The 16,076-nt window shown below is 56.3% G+C and carries 13 protein-coding genes; 3 read left to right on the top strand and 10 right to left on the bottom strand.

Going from position 1 to position 16,076, the window contains the following annotated elements; genetic code table 11:
• Positions 1-2: 2 nt before the first annotated feature.
• The 8 genes from AABZ39_03975 to AABZ39_03940 form a co-directional block, all read right to left on the bottom strand.
• Positions 3-1,013: a hypothetical protein gene (locus AABZ39_03975; GenBank protein MEK6793908.1), complete on the bottom strand. Its 1,011-nt coding sequence runs from the start codon at positions 1,011-1,013 to the stop codon at positions 3-5.
• A gap of 58 nt (positions 1,014-1,071) precedes the next feature.
• Positions 1,072-1,851, bottom strand: coding sequence for a hypothetical protein (locus tag AABZ39_03970; GenBank protein ID MEK6793907.1), 780 nt, complete (start codon positions 1,849-1,851; stop codon positions 1,072-1,074).
• Complete coding sequence (locus tag AABZ39_03965; protein ID MEK6793906.1) at positions 1,848-2,684, bottom strand: glycosyltransferase; 837 nt, start codon at positions 2,682-2,684, stop codon at positions 1,848-1,850. The genes AABZ39_03970 and AABZ39_03965 overlap by 4 nt, the downstream gene beginning before the upstream one ends.
• A 45-nt stretch (positions 2,685-2,729) precedes the next feature.
• Positions 2,730-5,219, bottom strand: coding sequence for an ATP-dependent Clp protease ATP-binding subunit (locus AABZ39_03960; protein MEK6793905.1), 2,490 nt, complete (start codon positions 5,217-5,219; stop codon positions 2,730-2,732).
• Positions 5,220-5,308: 89 nt separating this feature from the next.
• A complete protein-coding gene (locus tag AABZ39_03955) occupies positions 5,309-6,064 on the bottom strand; it encodes a hypothetical protein (GenBank protein MEK6793904.1) in 756 nt (251 codons plus the stop codon).
• Positions 6,065-6,243: 179 nt separating this feature from the next.
• The gene (locus tag AABZ39_03950) at positions 6,244-8,880 is read right to left on the bottom strand and encodes a carbohydrate binding domain-containing protein (GenBank protein MEK6793903.1); all 2,637 of its coding nucleotides are present in this window, start codon (positions 8,878-8,880) and stop codon (positions 6,244-6,246) included.
• A gap of 103 nt (positions 8,881-8,983) precedes the next feature.
• Entirely contained in the window at positions 8,984-10,291 is a 1,308-nt protein-coding gene (locus AABZ39_03945) for a substrate-binding domain-containing protein (GenBank protein ID MEK6793902.1), read from the bottom strand.
• Positions 10,292-10,420: 129 nt separating this feature from the next.
• Positions 10,421-11,215 carry an AraC family transcriptional regulator gene (locus AABZ39_03940; GenBank protein MEK6793901.1) on the bottom strand — a complete coding sequence of 265 codons (795 nt, stop codon included), beginning with the start codon at positions 11,213-11,215 and terminating at the stop codon, positions 10,421-10,423.
• A gap of 82 nt (positions 11,216-11,297) precedes the next feature.
• Here AABZ39_03940 and AABZ39_03935 point away from each other — a divergent pair, with 82 nt between their 5' ends.
• The 3 genes from AABZ39_03935 to AABZ39_03925 are packed head-to-tail and all read left to right on the top strand — an operon-like array spanning position 11,298 to position 14,422.
• Positions 11,298-12,188, top strand: coding sequence for a hypothetical protein (locus AABZ39_03935; GenBank protein MEK6793900.1), 891 nt, complete (start codon positions 11,298-11,300; stop codon positions 12,186-12,188).
• Between the two features lie 34 nt (positions 12,189-12,222).
• Positions 12,223-14,178, top strand: a complete 1,956-nt coding sequence (locus tag AABZ39_03930; GenBank protein ID MEK6793899.1) for a hypothetical protein — start codon at positions 12,223-12,225, stop codon at positions 14,176-14,178.
• Between the two features lie 25 nt (positions 14,179-14,203).
• Complete coding sequence (locus AABZ39_03925) at positions 14,204-14,422, top strand: hypothetical protein (GenBank protein MEK6793898.1); 219 nt, start codon at positions 14,204-14,206, stop codon at positions 14,420-14,422.
• A 187-nt stretch (positions 14,423-14,609) separates the two neighbouring features.
• On the opposite strand, the gene AABZ39_03920 is transcribed toward AABZ39_03925, so the two are convergent.
• Both AABZ39_03920 and AABZ39_03915 read right to left on the bottom strand, forming a co-directional pair.
• Positions 14,610-15,125, bottom strand: a complete 516-nt coding sequence (locus tag AABZ39_03920) for a DUF4416 family protein (GenBank protein ID MEK6793897.1) — start codon at positions 15,123-15,125, stop codon at positions 14,610-14,612.
• Positions 15,126-15,303: 178 nt separating this feature from the next.
• The gene (locus tag AABZ39_03915) at positions 15,304-16,074 is read right to left on the bottom strand and encodes a hypothetical protein (protein MEK6793896.1); all 771 of its coding nucleotides are present in this window, start codon (positions 16,072-16,074) and stop codon (positions 15,304-15,306) included.
• Between the last annotated feature and the right edge of the window lie 2 nt (positions 16,075-16,076).

The raw sequence follows: 16,076 nt of genomic DNA, 5'->3' as shown, positions 1-16,076 counted from the left end.
CGTCACCGTACATGAAGGATGGTGTTCTTCATCCTGTTCCCCTCATGCTCGATGAGCCTCCAGCTGCTGCTGTCATGCATCGGCACATATCGCCGCTCTTCTTTCCGATAATGCCAGTCCTTGTCCGTCTGATAGAATATCTGAACGTTCTTCCCCTCAAGTATGTTCAATATCTCATTGTCATGATAGTTCTCTTCATCGTAATCGGTATACGCGCGCTGACCCATTTCCGAATAGAGCAGATTGAGATCGATAAGTTCACGGTTGATGTCCGCATTGAGCGGCTTGACCTTCAGTCCGATCTTTTTCGCTTCTTTGATGGTTATGGGATAATTATGCGACGGATAGGCTGAATTCAAATGCCTGCTGATGCGGTCGGCACGGCGTATATCCTTCATATGGAACGAGAGTATCTCGCGTGAAAGCTGTATCGAGAGCGACTGCGAACGGTCCACCGCGCCGAAGACAAGGGGGTGTATGTACTGATAGAGCGCCTTATACGGGTTCTCGTCCTTGCTGGTACTTCGCTGCGCGTTCCAGAGCTTGAGCACGCGGATAAGCTCATCCTGAGACACGCTTATCTGCGCATTGTTCTTGTCCACCGGCGAGAGATCATGTATGAGCGACGTGTCAACCGCGGAGAGGAATGCCAGCGGCCCCATGTGTATCTCATCCGCGCCGAGCGCCATCATCGTTGCTGCGGATGCGCATTCGAGCGGCACGAGCGCGACGATGCGCTTTACATACGTGCGCAACAGCGTCATGATGCGAAGCGAAGCATGCCCGCTCCCGCCGTCAGACTTGATGAGGAGGTAGAGTGTGCCGGTCTTGCCGATACGCGTGAGTATCTCGTTGAAGGCGAACACGTCGTTCGCGCAAATAGCGCCGTTGGTTGAATTCCAGTAGCAGAGAACAGGTGCATGCACGGCACGCTCGATCTTTGCAAGTACTTTCTGCGTTTTCGCGAACAGCAGCGGCGGACGTACTATCTTGATCTTGCTCTTATCGACCATGAACGGCGCTCTCCGTGTTGATACACGGTATTATATCCTGATTTTGCGCCCCTGCAACTCAGAACCGCTTATACCCGTCATAGCACGTCGTCGCGAAGCTCTCCGTCCGATACTTCTCTTTCACATAGAGAAGCGCACGCTGCAAGGAAAGATCGAGACTGCCCGAGCTCACATGTACGGCATCGAGAGGCAGCGCCTTCGTTACAATGCCATGCGCATGCTTCGCATTGAGACAGAAGTCCTCGACATACATATGCCAGGGGAGCTTCTCATCGAATGAAAGCGAGCACCGGCGAACCAGCGACGAATGCACTATCATGCAGCAGCAATCGACGGTATCGACGACGACAGGCTTTCGTATCCTCTTGCCCACGATATGAGCGGTCTTACCCTCGCCGCTCAGTATGCGGCCGAATTTCCTTGCACGCGTGACCATGCCGGCACAGGTGCTTTCTATCCCATAGCCGCTTATCGCTGCGAAGAGCGCGAATTGCCGCGAAGGCCCCACGCCGATGGGACCGTATACACAGCCCTGGTCGAGGGCCGCAAGCCTATCCTGTATCGGCGCACGGAAGCCGAAGTCCTGATGACAGAATATCACCCAGCCATCCGTCATGTTACGGCGTATGAAACCGTTATACCGGGAAGGAATGCCGATGTTCTTTTTCGTATTATCATACACGTGCCTATCGAACGTATCCATGAACGGATTATCCGCAATGGTCCGCTTGTACATCGCTTTATCGTTCACGACAGTGACGATCTGTATCGATGCGTTACCCGCGTCCGCCGGTCGCCCTGCACGCAGTCGATGTGCTGTATCCCTTACGGCCTTCACGTATGTGCTCCTGTCATCGGTATCCTTCGCTTTCGTTTGTACCAGAAGAACATATCGTTGTACCATCCGATGGTCCGATGATAGCGGTGAAGAGAACGGTTCCTCCTCACAAGCTCTTGTTCACCGAACGCTGCCTCCGGAAAAATATTCCTGCCCGCGCAGATATTCGCGCGCCGTTTCTTTTCGATCATGCCTCCCTTGAGGTCCTCGATATGATACGCGACCACGCGCGCCCGGGGGAAATCCTTGATGCGCCTGTCCTTGTTATGGAAGAACGGGTGCAGGAGCCTCGTCATGGTGACGGGATGGAATTCATCCATGATGATATAACGGTATCCCCTGTCGATGAGATAGCAGCAGGCATACTCCTCCGCCATGAGCTTGAAATCGAACATCGCGATATTGTCCTTCAGGAAGGCATATTTGCAGACGGCAAAATCGACACCGAGCGTCGGAAGGCGGTCATTCCATTTACTGCTCGCCCATACGGCATCGGATGCGGCAAGGAGATCGATGTATTTCGTGACAAGCGCCTCATCGAGCATCCAGGTGTCGGCCTCGAGGAGGATGACATAGTCCGTACCGGGCTTTATGCGCGGAATGCTTTCCATGAGGAGCGCCGCGCTGCCGGATGTATGGCTGTCATTATTCCCGACATGGACGACATCCGAAACGCTTTTGACGATGTCGTCGCTGAGCGAGTACCCTTTCAGATGCCCGTTGAACGCCACGATGATATCATAGCGATGCGCCGTGAACCGCTTGATAAGACCGATAGAGACGGTGAGATCTTCGATGCGATTGAAACAACGGATGACCACACTTACGTTCATATCGTCAGCCGTTGTACCGCATGTGCCGGCGGGTGACCTGTCACATTATTCCGTCGGTGACGACGATGATGCCGACGGCAACGGCGCAGGCGTGGCGCTTTTCGTTTCGAACGTGAGCGCGTTCTCGGTGGCGCCCACGACGATATGATCGCCCTCTTTGATGGAACCGCGGAGTATCTCGCTCGAGATATTATCCTCAAGCTCGCGCTGGAGCGTTCTCCTGAGCGAACGCGCGCCGTACTTCTTCTCGTATCCGGCATTGATGATATGCTCTTTCGCCGCATCCGTAAGCCCTATGGTGATGCTCCTCCCCGTAAGCGCAGCGGAGATCTCGGCAAGCATGATGTCGATTATCATCTTGATGTGCTCGCGTTCAAGCGCATGGAACACGACCACTTCGTCAACACGGTTGAGGAATTCGGGATTGAACACCTGCTTCACTTCGTCCATGGCGATGTTCTTGATATCGGCAAATGAACGGACCGCATCCTCTTTGCTGAAACCGAAGCTCGCGCCCTTGACCATATCGCGCGCGCCGACATTGCTCGTCATGATGATGATGGTGTTGCTGAAGTCGACCTTATGCCCGAGGTTATCGGTAAGCTGCCCTTCTTCGAGCACCTGCAGCAATATGTTGAAGATATCCGGATGCGCCTTCTCTATCTCGTCGAAGAGCACCACCGAATACGGACGACGCCGTATCTTCTCGGTAAGGTCGCCGCCCTCGTCGTAGCCGACATAGCCCGGGGGCGCGCCGATGAGACGCGACACCGCATGCTTCTCCATGAACTCGCTCATGTCGATGCGTATGAGCGCGTCCGCATCGCCGAACATGAAATCGGCGAGCACCTTGGCGAGCGCGGTCTTGCCGACGCCGGTGGGTCCGAGGAAAATGAACGAGCCCATCGGGCGATTATGCGATTTGAGCCCCGCACGGGTACGGCGTATGGCACGCGATACAGCGGTTATCGCCTCCTCTTGGCCGATTATCTTCTTGTGAAGCTCGGCCTCCATCTGCATGAGCTTTTCCGTCTCGCTGTCCGATATCTTCCTCAACGGAATGCCCGTCATCTCCGATACGACGCGCTTAATATCCTCCACGTCCACTATCGTCTCAAGCTTTTCTCGACTTGAACGCCAATCCTCTTCCGCCTTGGTGAATTCCTCGCGGCGCTTCTTGATGTCGTCGCGCACCTGAGCGGCTTCCTCATACTTCTGCCTGGCGACGAGCTTTTCCTTCTTCTTCGCGAGCTCCTCTATCTCCTTCTCGAATGCCTTGAAGTCCTTGGGCCGCGTCGTATTGATGAGACGCGCGCGCGCCCCCGATTCGTCGATGAGGTCGATGGCCTTGTCCGGAAGATAGCGCTCGACGATATACCGCTTGGATAATATCGCCGCCTGACGTATCGCCTCGTCCGAATATTTCACCTTGTGATGCTGCTCATAACGCGATCGTATGCCTTCCAGTATCGCGATGGTATCGTCCACCGACGGCTCGGTGACGATGATGGGCTGGAAACGCCGTACGAGGGCCGTATCTTTCTCGATATATTTCTTATACTCATTGAGCGTCGTTGCGCCCACGCATTGCAGTTCGCCGCGTGCAAGCGCGGGCTTCAGCATGTTCGCCGCATCCATGGCGCCCTCGGCGCCGCCGGCACCGATAATCGTATGCAGCTCATCGATGAATATTATCACGTTCGATGAACGCCGTATCTCGGCCATCACGTTCTTAAGCCGCTCCTCGAATTCCCCGCGGTATTTCGTTCCCGCCACCACGGACGCGAGATCGAGCACGAGCACGCGTTTATTGAGGAGAATATCGGGCACATCACCCTCGACAATGCGCTGCGCGAGGCCCTCGACGATGGCGCTTTTCCCCACACCGGGCTCACCGATGAGCACGGGGTTGTTCTTCTTCCTGCGCGAAAGTATCTGCACGACGCGATTGACCTCGGTATCGCGGCCGACGACCTTGTCAAGAACGTTCTCGCGCGCAAGCTTGGTGAGATCGCGGCTGAACTGATCGAGCGCGGGAGTTCTGTCCTTCTTCCCCTCGACGCCCGCCGCGTCTTCCTCGCGCACCTTGCCGAGCCCGAGCATCTTCATTATCTCCTGGCGCAGCATGTCGATGTCCAATCCCATATTGGTGAGCACATTGAACGCCGTATTCTGCCCCTCGCGCATGAGGCCTAAGAGCAGATGTTCCGTACCGATATAATTATGCCCGAGCGCGCGAGCTTCATCCGCCGCACGGCTTATCACGCGCTGTACGCGCTGCGATGAGGGCACATTCCCGAGTATCTTCGTGTTCGTTGAAAGCGAGGTAAGATGCGACTCGAGGTCCACCCGGAGCTTTTCGGTGTCGAGTTTCAGCTTCATGAGCACACGCGCGGCAAGCCCCTCGCCCTCGCGTATGAGGCCGAGAAGGACGTGTTCCGGCGTCACCATATCGTGATTGAGCCGTTTCGCCTCTTCCTGCGCATGAAATTCAAGCACTTTCTTCGCGCGCATGGTAAGATGGAATTGGAACATGGGGCTACCTCGAGAAGCGTATCATTGCCGTAATTGTATTAAATCCCTGCGGATTGTCAACAAAGCATTTTCGCGAGTGTCAATTCTCACTAAAAATCCTTGACGGTAGGGCCTTTGCTCTTGTGGAGCACCGATGACGAGCTTTTATCGTACACGATGCGCTTATGTGTCGCGGCTATCTGCGTGTCCACGTATTCCACGACGGTGTTCCCCGCCCGCGTATAGAGCGAGACGGTCTGCCCTTTCCCCGCATTCGCGAACACGAATTTCGGGACCGCAAGCCCGGCTATCATCGTGGTCGTGCTTGCGGGCATACCGTATTTCTGCGTAAGAAGATCCCGTATCGACTGCTGTGATATCTTCTGATCGAGGAACGCGACCTCAACGCGCATGAGCGATCCATCCGCACTGAACTGACAGGTTATCTTCTCGCGATTGGCCGTCGTCGCGGTAAGTATTATCGGGTCATAGGCGCCGCTTTGCACCTGGGTACGCGTCATGCCGAATTCCTTAAGCCCGAGCGCCACCTTCTCATCGTTCTTCTCTACCGTGAGAAGATCGGAGTTGACCGGGAACACCACCGCATACTCTGCGCCGCATTTGACGAAGAACTCGCTCTTGTCGGCGATATCATGCACGTTCTTTATGAGCTCATAGCGCGATGCTATGGATGTAAGCGAATCGCCTATCTTGATATCCTTGTATCCGAAATCCGCGGCGGTATAGCTCGCCCGCGGCTCAAGTATTTTTTTCATCGCCTCTTCGGCTTCCTTCGATTTCAACGCTTGCGCGTTGAGTAGAATTACCGAACAAAGAAACACGATCATCATTGCTGTGTTTTTCATATCGCTCCTCCATTACTATGAAGGAATTATACCGGCAGAACGGTGTTTGTCAATCGCGCGTTTCTTTTTCTGTTATCTCTGGGTGAACAGGGTCATGGACCAATTTATCAAGCAATATATGTACGATATCCTGCCGTCATCCACAACGAATGAGCTGGCATCGCCGCATTAACTGGGTCTCAATCCCTTATGAACAGATACCACATCGTCGCATCGTCGGGGCGCGCAGTGAACGCTGTTCCCGATATCTGCAGTTCTTTCTGCCGGCAGCCGTTCCCATCGAGCGACCATACATGCCATCCATTCCCGGGCAGGGCAAGCGTTATGGGTACCGGCTCAGCCATGACAGGCGCTTCTCCCCACTGACAGGCGGAACGGTCCTTGGTGTACGCCATGTTCCTGTTCTCCACGCGCGAGGCGAGCGTGAGGAACATCCGTTTCGACCGTGCGATCGGCTGTCCGTCAAGTGCGGCGAGACACGCCTGTGCGAAATCGCGATGAAGCCCCGTACCGAAACTCATCGTCACATCACCGAGCGCTATCCGCTTTCCGGAAACGCTGCCGGTGGCCATGCGGACGCCGGGGGCGTTGACGGTAAGGACTTCCGCACCCTTCATTGCGCGATCGAAGACGATCTCACCGGTATCGCTGATCAGTTTCGATGCGGCGGCGGGTGCAAGCTTTTCTGAGGCGCTCTCGCGGCCGTCGCCGTCGGTCAATTGCAATGCGAGCGCGGCGCACCACGACGCGGCTTCGCTCACGCCGGCATATCCCCAGTCGGGATTATTGAAACCGTAGGTATTCGCTGCGGTCATGTTGACCGCTGCATCCCGCGGTACCGACAGCGTGACGACGCGCGATGCCTTACGGACTAGGCCCAGCCGGAACATGAGCGCCGCTGCCGGCATGAACGCCACCTGACCGCTGTGCCCTGCGGTATGCCATACCGACTTCATGTTCGTCGTCCCCGGGCCGGCGTTAAAATTGTACCAGACATAGTCGAGAATGCCGCTCCATCCCTGATAGGCTGCCGCCGTCGCGACGAGCGGGAATTCCTGACAGGCGAAATCGTTGGGCGGGTTCAAGTCGAATTCGGTGACGAGATACGGCTTGCCGGCGACACGATGATACGCGAGATCGGTCAGCCCCTGGAACGCATCACCCGTCATGGAGACATTGCGTACGCCCCATACCGTTTTCCCGGCGATCTCCGTCTTGAACGGATGCGAAGGATAGGCGTGACAGTCGATGGCGTCGCCGAGCGTCGTCTCGCGGACGATGCCTGCGCCGCCGCCGTACGTCACCTGGGTACAATAGATGATCTGTTTCGCGGAAAGTTCATTGACCAGGAGCGTACGGAAGCGTTCGATGTAATTCATTTCACGCTCGAGGAGAAATCGCACGAAGTCGCGTTTTTTTCCGGTCGCTGCCGCGGCGCCGACGAGCGGTATGGATCGTGCTTCGAGCGTTTCGTTCTCCGCAAGCGAAGCAGGTGAACCCTCGCGGCAGGTGAATGCAGCTAGATCGATGGTGCCCGTACGATTATTGCAATTGAGGTTCAAACGCACGGCCTTCTCATCGGGATTGTATACCTCAAATTCGACATAGTAGGTCTTCCAGGTATCGGTAAGATCGACGACGGTGGGGCCGGCAACGTTCTTCCAGGGAGCCGCCTGCATCATCACGCTCAATTCGAGCTGCCGGTTCCCGCCGCTTTTGGCGCGTGCGCTGAAGCTCATGGTATAGGGTTTCCCGTGCTTCATCGGCGTTGACAGCTGCTGCAGCTGATGGTTCCAGGTCGCGCTTCCCGGTTCGCTGACATCCCAGCGGAGATATCGCCCGTTCGGTGCGGACGCATCTGCGATCACCTCACAGGCGCCCTTCCCGCCGCTCATCTCGTATTTCCACTCGTCCGTGCCGGCAGAGAGATCGCCGTTGCGGATGATCTCCGGTCCGGCGGAATATCCCTCGCCCCACGCCTTTGCAAGCGCCACCGTCGTACCGTATCTCTTCGTGAGCCAGACGTTCCAGAGCGATTCCAACGGTTTGCGGAATTCATCCGCGAGGTCGGCATAGCGGTTCCATTCCCTGAGCGCGGTGTTCTCATTGTTGATCTCGATCACGGCGATGCCGGGGTCGTCCGCATAGCGCAGTTTCGTGTACGGGTTCGTATGCGATACGAGCTCACGCGCGTAGGCGAGCTCCGAGCGTATGAGCGGTTCATGGAGCATGTCGATACCCTTGCCCATCTCGTTCCAGCCGCGCGGCAGGTTCGTGAACCCGCGGGCAACATGGAGATTGAGGTCGACGTAGATGCCGTTTCGCTCGAGATTGAAAACGAGCCAGTCAAGCTGATCGAGCTTCTCGGGATTGAGCGTCTGCAGATCATCGTTCAGTATGCCGGCGGGGGCCTTCGACCAGTCGAAGTAGTGCAGCCGGACGAAGTTGACGCCGAGCTCTCGCAGCCGCCGTGCGGCGGGTTGTGCATATTCCTTCGGCATGAGCGGATGGTAATCGGTGATATTCACGCCGAAAAGACGTACCGGCGTCCCGCGGTCATCGACGATATCCTCGCCACGTGCGCGGAGAAAGCCGTGCGCACCGGCCGTCTCGCTGTTCAGGAATGAGAGATCGATCTCGGAACGATCGCTCGCTTCGGATGCGAGGTCGGGTATGGTGAAGGGGAACCACCGCGACTGGTCTGTCGTGACGAACTCCCCGGCGGGGAATGAAGCGGGAGCGATGGATATCATGACGGCCAGAAAAGCGGTCGTCACCTGTCGGGCTGATAAGCGGTTCACTCGCAGCGTTCGCATGGATATTCCTCCCGGTGCGTTTTGCTAACAGTATCAGTATATACCGTACACGGGAATCAGCCAACAATATTTCCGTGCATCAGGGACATCATATTTTCCATTATCACCGTGCGTCACGGCGGCGTATCGATGCATGACGGTCGCGATAGGACGACGGGGAACAGTGCATCGAGCGTTTGAACGCAAGCGTGAAATTCTGATAGGAATGATATCCCGCCGTGAACGCAATGTCCGTGATGGGTATGGACGCGTCCGTAAGATAGAACAGCGCTTTGCGGATGCGGTGTTCGTTCACGTATCGTGCGAAGTTGACAGCGAACATCTTCTTGAATTTTATGAGAAAATACCCGTGTCGGATATCGAAATGCCGTGCCAGTGATCGGGAGAGCGATGCCTCCGCATAATGCGTATCGATATACGATGCGGTCTCCCGCTTGAAATTCTCAATGGCGACCGCATCCGCACGGCGCACCGAACGCTTGAGCGATGACGCCCGCAGAATCACCGTCGGTGCCAGTATGACCCGCTGACCATATCCGGGGCGGACGCCGCGAATGATGGCATGGAGAAGCCATACCCCTTCTCTCCCGATGGACGAGAACTGCTGCCGTGCCGATGTGAGCCCGGCCTTGAGCGCGTTCTGCCGGGCATCGAATGACGGCGCGTGATCGTTGATGCCGACGATCGCCAGATCTTCCGGGACACGGAGACCGCGCGAGCGGGCGAATGCATAGGCATCGAGCGCGACGGTGTCGGTGCAGCAGACGACTGCCTCGGGGCGATCGGACGACGCGATGACATCGTATAATGTCCACGGGGCGTTCTTCGCGCGGCGCGGTGATGAAGCGGTCGGGGGCGGCATGATGATGTCGCGACGGACATCGTAGCCGGATATCCATGGCTGTGCTGCCGCGAGCCCGAGCGATCGGAGCGTCTTGATGAACGCACGTGCGCGTGCAAGCGCATAGGCTTCGACATTCCCGTCGCAGAGAAAGCCCATGGATCGATACCCCTCGTCATGAAGGTGCTGAACGAGCGACCGTATCGCCGCGTCATCATCGACACCGACAAAATTACCGCGGGGCAGGAGCGATTCCATCATGCAGTTCACGCACGGACGTTCCCGCTCGATGGCGTTCCATGCATACTGTTCGTCGCGCAGCCGAGTCGGCACAATGCCGATAAAGCCGTCATAGGAGCGGTAGCGCTTTTCCCGCCAGAACGATCTCAGGCTGTCATTATTATCGAAGTAACTCAGCTCCATGCCGAGCGACCTCGCTTCCGCGCTGATGGCGCTGTGGAGATCGGCGAAGAAATACATCTCTTTCGTGAAGTTATGTGCCGTGATGCACTTATTGATGAACAGTATCTGCGACCGTGGTGTGGGTTGTCGTTCCGCGTTCTTGTTCATAGGCCGATAGTATCTTGATGCTCCGATATCGGTACTATACGACGGTCGCGCTGCCGCGTCAAGACGGCGCGTCGTCGTCCGAATTCATTCAGCGCCTCATCCGTCAAGTGATCATGAGCATTCGCTCCGTCAGCCCCTTCTGCGGAATTGCGAAGGGCTGCTGCCGACGATGCTTCGGAAGCGCGATGAGAAATGGAGCGGGTCATGAAATCCGGCGGCGGCGGCGATCTCCTGTATGGATCTTTCCGTCGACAGGAGAAGTGATTTCGCCAGTTCAAAGCGTGTCTGCTCAAGGAATTTCGCCGGGGCAATGCCGACCTCGCGATAGAACAGATGCGAAAAACGCGACGGTGACAACCCGGCAACGGCCGCCATCGATAGGATGTCCCATCGCCGTGACGGTGCGCCACGCAGACGGCTGATGACCCGTTCGATGCGGCCATCGATCGCTCCGTGTCTGCCCGCGAGGTTCGAAAGACAGATGAGCGCCTGCTCGAAAGACAGCTCCGCCATGCGCGGTGCGTACGGCAGCGGCGAACGGAAATGAGCGATCGCCTCCCGGAAATGTCGAATGATAATGGCACGCGCTGCTCGCTGTCCGCTGCCGGGAACGAACGGTTTTTCACCCCCCGCCGTATCCATGCCCCATCGCAGGAGGGGACGCCATTCCGGCTTTGCGCTGAAAATGAACCAGAGTTCACGATGCGCGACGGGCGCATGAAAGTCGTACGGGGTCCTCGGCGGGGTGAGCATGAACGCAGCGCCCGAATACGAATACGCCGCACAGGCCGTCTGCTTACGAGCTTTGCCGGCAAGAAGACATCCGAGGGTATAGTGCGGGAAACCGGCGGCGCGGCGAAAGCTGTGCCCCGGCGGATATGATGCCTCATCGCATGATATTATCGCGGCAGCAGAATTATCCATGTTCACAGCAGAAAAACCGATTTCCTTTTGATCGATCGTCAGTATACTATCGTCGTCGGATAATGCAACGCAAGGAGCGAGCATGCATGCAGGAATTCTCATCGCCATCGGTACGGGACTGCTCTGGACCGTCATCGGTATCATCATGAGCTATTGTTCCCGTTCGAAGATGGATTTCCTCAGCTACTATGCGGCGAACACGCTTTTTACCGCGATCCTCACCATGGCGGTGTATGTTCACTGGAATGTGGTCGCATGCGGACAGGTGATGCAGCCGCTGCCGCTCGCAGCATTCATTCTCGGGTCCGGTATCGCCAACGCCGCGGGACTTACCGTCATGCAGTCGGCGATGAAAAGCGGTCATAACGGCATCATCTGGGCCATCGGCCAGTCGGCGCTGATAATACCGTTCCTCTGCGGCACGCTCCTGTTCGGCGAGCACGGCAGCGCGCTGACATTCGCCGGCGTGGGAATGATCATTCTCGGCATGCTGCTCCCGTCATTCCTCAGCAAGAGAGGCGATGCCGACACCGCGAAACGCACCTGGCTCACGCTCACATTCGCGGCGTTCATTCTTTTCGGCATAGGACAGACGCTGCAAAGCGTGCCGTCGTACTGGCATGGCTGGAGCGATAATGCGAACATACGCCCCACGCTTGGCACCGCAGGCGCGCTCGCCGGGGCGATCCTGTTATCTGCATTCCGCGGAAAGCTGCCGCTGCCCGACCGGAGAACGTTGCTTCTTGCATTGGGCATGGCGGTACTCAATACGGTGAGCGTGAAGCTGTTCTACGTATCACTCGACATGCTGTCCATGCACGGCATGGCGTCGATCTGTTTCCCGCTCATCGTCGGGTCCTGTATCATCGGGTTTTCCCTCTACAGTCTTTTCGTGCTTCGGGAGAAAAGCCGATGGTTCAACTGGTTCGGTCTTGCGGCGACGATCATCGGGATAATAGCCCTCTCGCGCTGACGCAGCGTTCATCTTTGATAGAAGGAGTACGCTCATGAGGATCATCAACATCGCTCCGCTCTTCACCGATCACAAGGACGCGATCGCCGCGGACCTCCGCATGCTGCACGCGGAGTGCGGCGTTACCGACGTCGCATTCATGCTGCCGCTCAGCCCCGAGGAGCGGGAACCGACAATGGCAAAGGCCGAGCACCTGCGCGATCTTTTCATCGAAATGAGAAAACCGATCGATTCCGGCCTCAGGATCGGGATACTGCTCCAAAGCCTCATCGGACACGGAACACCGACGGACGCGAGGTATCAGCGGAGCGTCAACAGCAACGGCAGGGAAACACAGTCGATGTGCCCGCTCGACGTCGATTTTCAGGGATATATACATGATGCTGTGTCAACGGTCGCTGCGGCGCATCCCGATTTCCTGCTCGTCGATGATGACTTTCGCCTTGCGAACCTTGGAGGAGCAGGGTGTTTCTGCACACTTCATCTTGATGCGATGAACAGGTACGCCAACAGTAATTTCGACAGGGAGAAGCTTCTCGCAACGATCGAGCATGATGCTGATCTGAAAAAAAAATGGGATGAGATACGCCTCTCCAGTCTCATGTCTCTGGCGGGAAAAGTGCGTGCCGGTATCGATGCGGTTGACCCCGAACTGCCGTGCGGTATTTGCATCTGCCATGCACAGGGTTCTGAGCTGCCGTTCGCACTGCCGCTGGCGAGACTTCTTGCCGGACGCAAACCGCCGTTCGTCAGGATCGGCAACGCCTGGTATCTCAGCAATGACGGCAGGGATCTGCTTAGTCGCGTATACTGGACAGCCGCCCAGATGGAGGCGTTGAAAGAAATTCCGGAGATACTCTCAGAGTCGGACACCTACCCGCAGAACCGCTACTGCACCCCGGCAAAAGCGCTCAATGCGCAGATCGTGTTCTCGCTGATGAACGGTGTGACCGGATCGAAGCTCTGGGTAACACGGCTCAGCGAATATGAACCGGACAGCGGTGCCGCATATCGGAAAACACTGAAAGAAAATATCGCGATGTACCATGAGCTCCATCACCTCTATCCATCGATCACCTGGGACGAACCGACTGTCCCCATACCGGCATCCGGGGTGCCTGCGTACGACTCCGGGGTATGGCAATCCAATTGGGCATGTCAGATCATCGGTCATATGGGAATACCCTGCCGTATCGGGGCTGCGCATTCGGCCGACACGATCATGCTTGCCGGAAAGGATATTGATTTTTTCGATGATGCAGAACTGGAGCGTTTTCTATCAAGATCCATGCTCCTTGACGGCGGCGCCGCTGAGCGGCTCTGTCGAAGGGGTTTTGGCGATCTGCTCGGGGTCCATGTCGATAGTCCTGATGGATGGAAGGTTCACTACGAACGGCTGAACGCAGATCCTTTGAACGGAACAGCGGCCGGAAAGAAGATACATGTCACATCATTGATCCGCGGCAGCGCGTTCAGAATATCTGTCAGGAAGGATAGTGTTGCGGAACTTTCCCGGCACTACCGCATTCCCTGGTATCTCAGCCCCGATGAAACCGATGTCGGTCCGGGACTGACACTTTTCACGAACAGGCTCGGGGGACGTGTTGCCGTGTATGCGGCGGCACTGGGCTTTACTCCGTTCATGAACGAACTGCGGCGCGGGCAGCTCATCACTGTGCTCGGATGGCTTGAGCGCAGGCCCCTGCCGGTCGTTGTTGTTTCCGATGTCGATATATACGCACGACACGGCATTCTCTCAGAGGAAGCAGGCGGCGGTGAATTATTGTACGTCTTCAATATGAACATGGACTCCTTGCCGGAACTCAGGCTGCGCATCGGCGGAAGACCGGTATCGAGCATCGAGCGGCTTGATGGTTCAGGGGAATGGGTGATGCTCCCCTTCAGGGACGCAATGGATGACGAGATCATCGCTGCGGTCGATGTCGAGCCGGCAGCGCCTTTGATCCTGCGGTTAAAGCGGGTGATATGACAATGAAGCACGGGGGCACCGATGAATGGACGTGATCGGTAATGATCTTACTATTTTCGGATGCCTTGACCCGACGATCTTCGTTTCCGGACCGGTTGACGGGATCGCCCCGGCGCTGGATCGGCTCATCACCCCGCGGGTGCGCGATGCACATTTCGTGCTTGTGCCTGCTGCGGATGGCATTCAAGTTGGCCTGGATCGTTTCATGGCGGTGAAGCAGTGGATGGAGATCAACGGTCGATAGCAGATGGAAATACACGCGCTGCTCGCAGTCGGGCGTGCGCCACGGTGTCTTTGTTGTCTGTGGCATTCTCTCTATTGAAGGCGGCAATATCCATACAGAATGCAAGATTTCCCGGGCAATAAATTCCTGTTCATCCTGGTAAATCTTCTTTATCCTCTTCGCGCCTTCGCGTGAAACAATCTTTCTCTTATCCATTCCCCATTGCATTCCTCACATTCTCCAAGAACGCCCGCACCTCATCCGTCATATAATCCCGATATGTCCACGGAAGCGCGCAATACCCCTCGCCCTTGCGATACGTGAGCGTCAGATCGGCGAACACCCCGCGTCCGAGATAGATGCGATGCGTGAAATTCTTCCCCGTCCCGAGGATGAAATTCTCCGGTGTCAGGAGCCCCGGGTCGATGTTCACTCGTCGTTTCCCGTCAACAGAATATTTCTTTTCGAGTTTCACCGCATATCGCTTCATATCCACGATACGCTCGCGCGCTACCGGCTTCGCGAACGCCCAGAGCGATTTCGTCAGTCCCGCGCCCATCTCGGCATCGTAATAGCTCGAATGAGAAAACGGATACGAGATCTCCGACGCTATCGCGCCGAGCCTATGCACCATCGAACGCCGGACCGCTTTCATGACAGCATCGTCCCGCCACATGAGCGCAATGACAGCGACAGCGTTCGGCGGCGCGTTCAATGAGCTCACGGGCAATAACCCCTATCCCCAACCCTTTCCGTAGCGGCTTTGGCCATCCATGGCCGCCGCCAGTTGCGCCATCCTTGGCGCACACCTTCAAAAGGGGAAAGGGAGCAGAAATTATAATGGAACGCTCCCCTTTCCCCTCCTAGAGGGGAAAGGGGCCGGGGGATAGGGGTGAGTTTCCTCACAGCGCACCTTTCTTCTTCATCTTATCGATAGTGAACAGTTCATAAAAATCCTTGTAATTGAGAAGCGATTTATGCTTTGAGAATATCTTCACCATATGCGCTATGTCGTCGTAGAACTGCACGAGAAAATCGGTGAGCGCCGTGAACGTCTCGGAACCGGTGGCGAGGAGCTTGTCATAATCCTCGACGCACTTATCGAGATAGTAGCGCCAGAGCGATGTACGGCGCTTGATGCCGTCAAGGCGCATGAACGCCTCTTCCAGTATGCGCACCGTCTGCTGCATGATATCGATGTAGATGAAATATGCCTTCCTGTCCTTGAGCGATGATATCTTCACCTTCGTCGGCATCGATTCGAAGCGTATGATGTTGTTCACGAATGACATCGTCGTGTAATATTCCACGCTCTCTTCAGCGCCGTCCTTGAGATACTCGAGAATCACCGCGAGGTCGGCGAGCTTCTCGTCGCGCACCTTCGACTTCCGTTTGCTCGTGGAAAGACCGTCCACGTATTTCTTCATCGCGAGCTTAAGCCCCTTCAATATGCGGTCAAGCTCGCTCGATATGACTATCGCCTCCGCGGGTATGCTGTCGCGGCTGTCCAGTATCACATCGTAGGCGATATTGACGGAACGGATATCATCGTTCTCGCTCCCGATGATATCGGGATGGAATCTGCGGACGAGCTCCTTATAACGGAGCTTTATCGCTTCGATGGTATCGGCGGGGGAAAGACCGAAAACGCGATATGCCTCGGAAATATCCATAG

The sequence above is a fragment of the Spirochaetota bacterium genome, from assembly GCA_038043445.1.
Lineage (GTDB): Bacteria > Spirochaetota > Brachyspiria > Brachyspirales > JACRPF01 > JBBTBY01.
The sequence above is the reverse complement of the archived record's forward strand: the minus strand, read 5'-3'. Positions and strand labels throughout refer to the sequence as shown.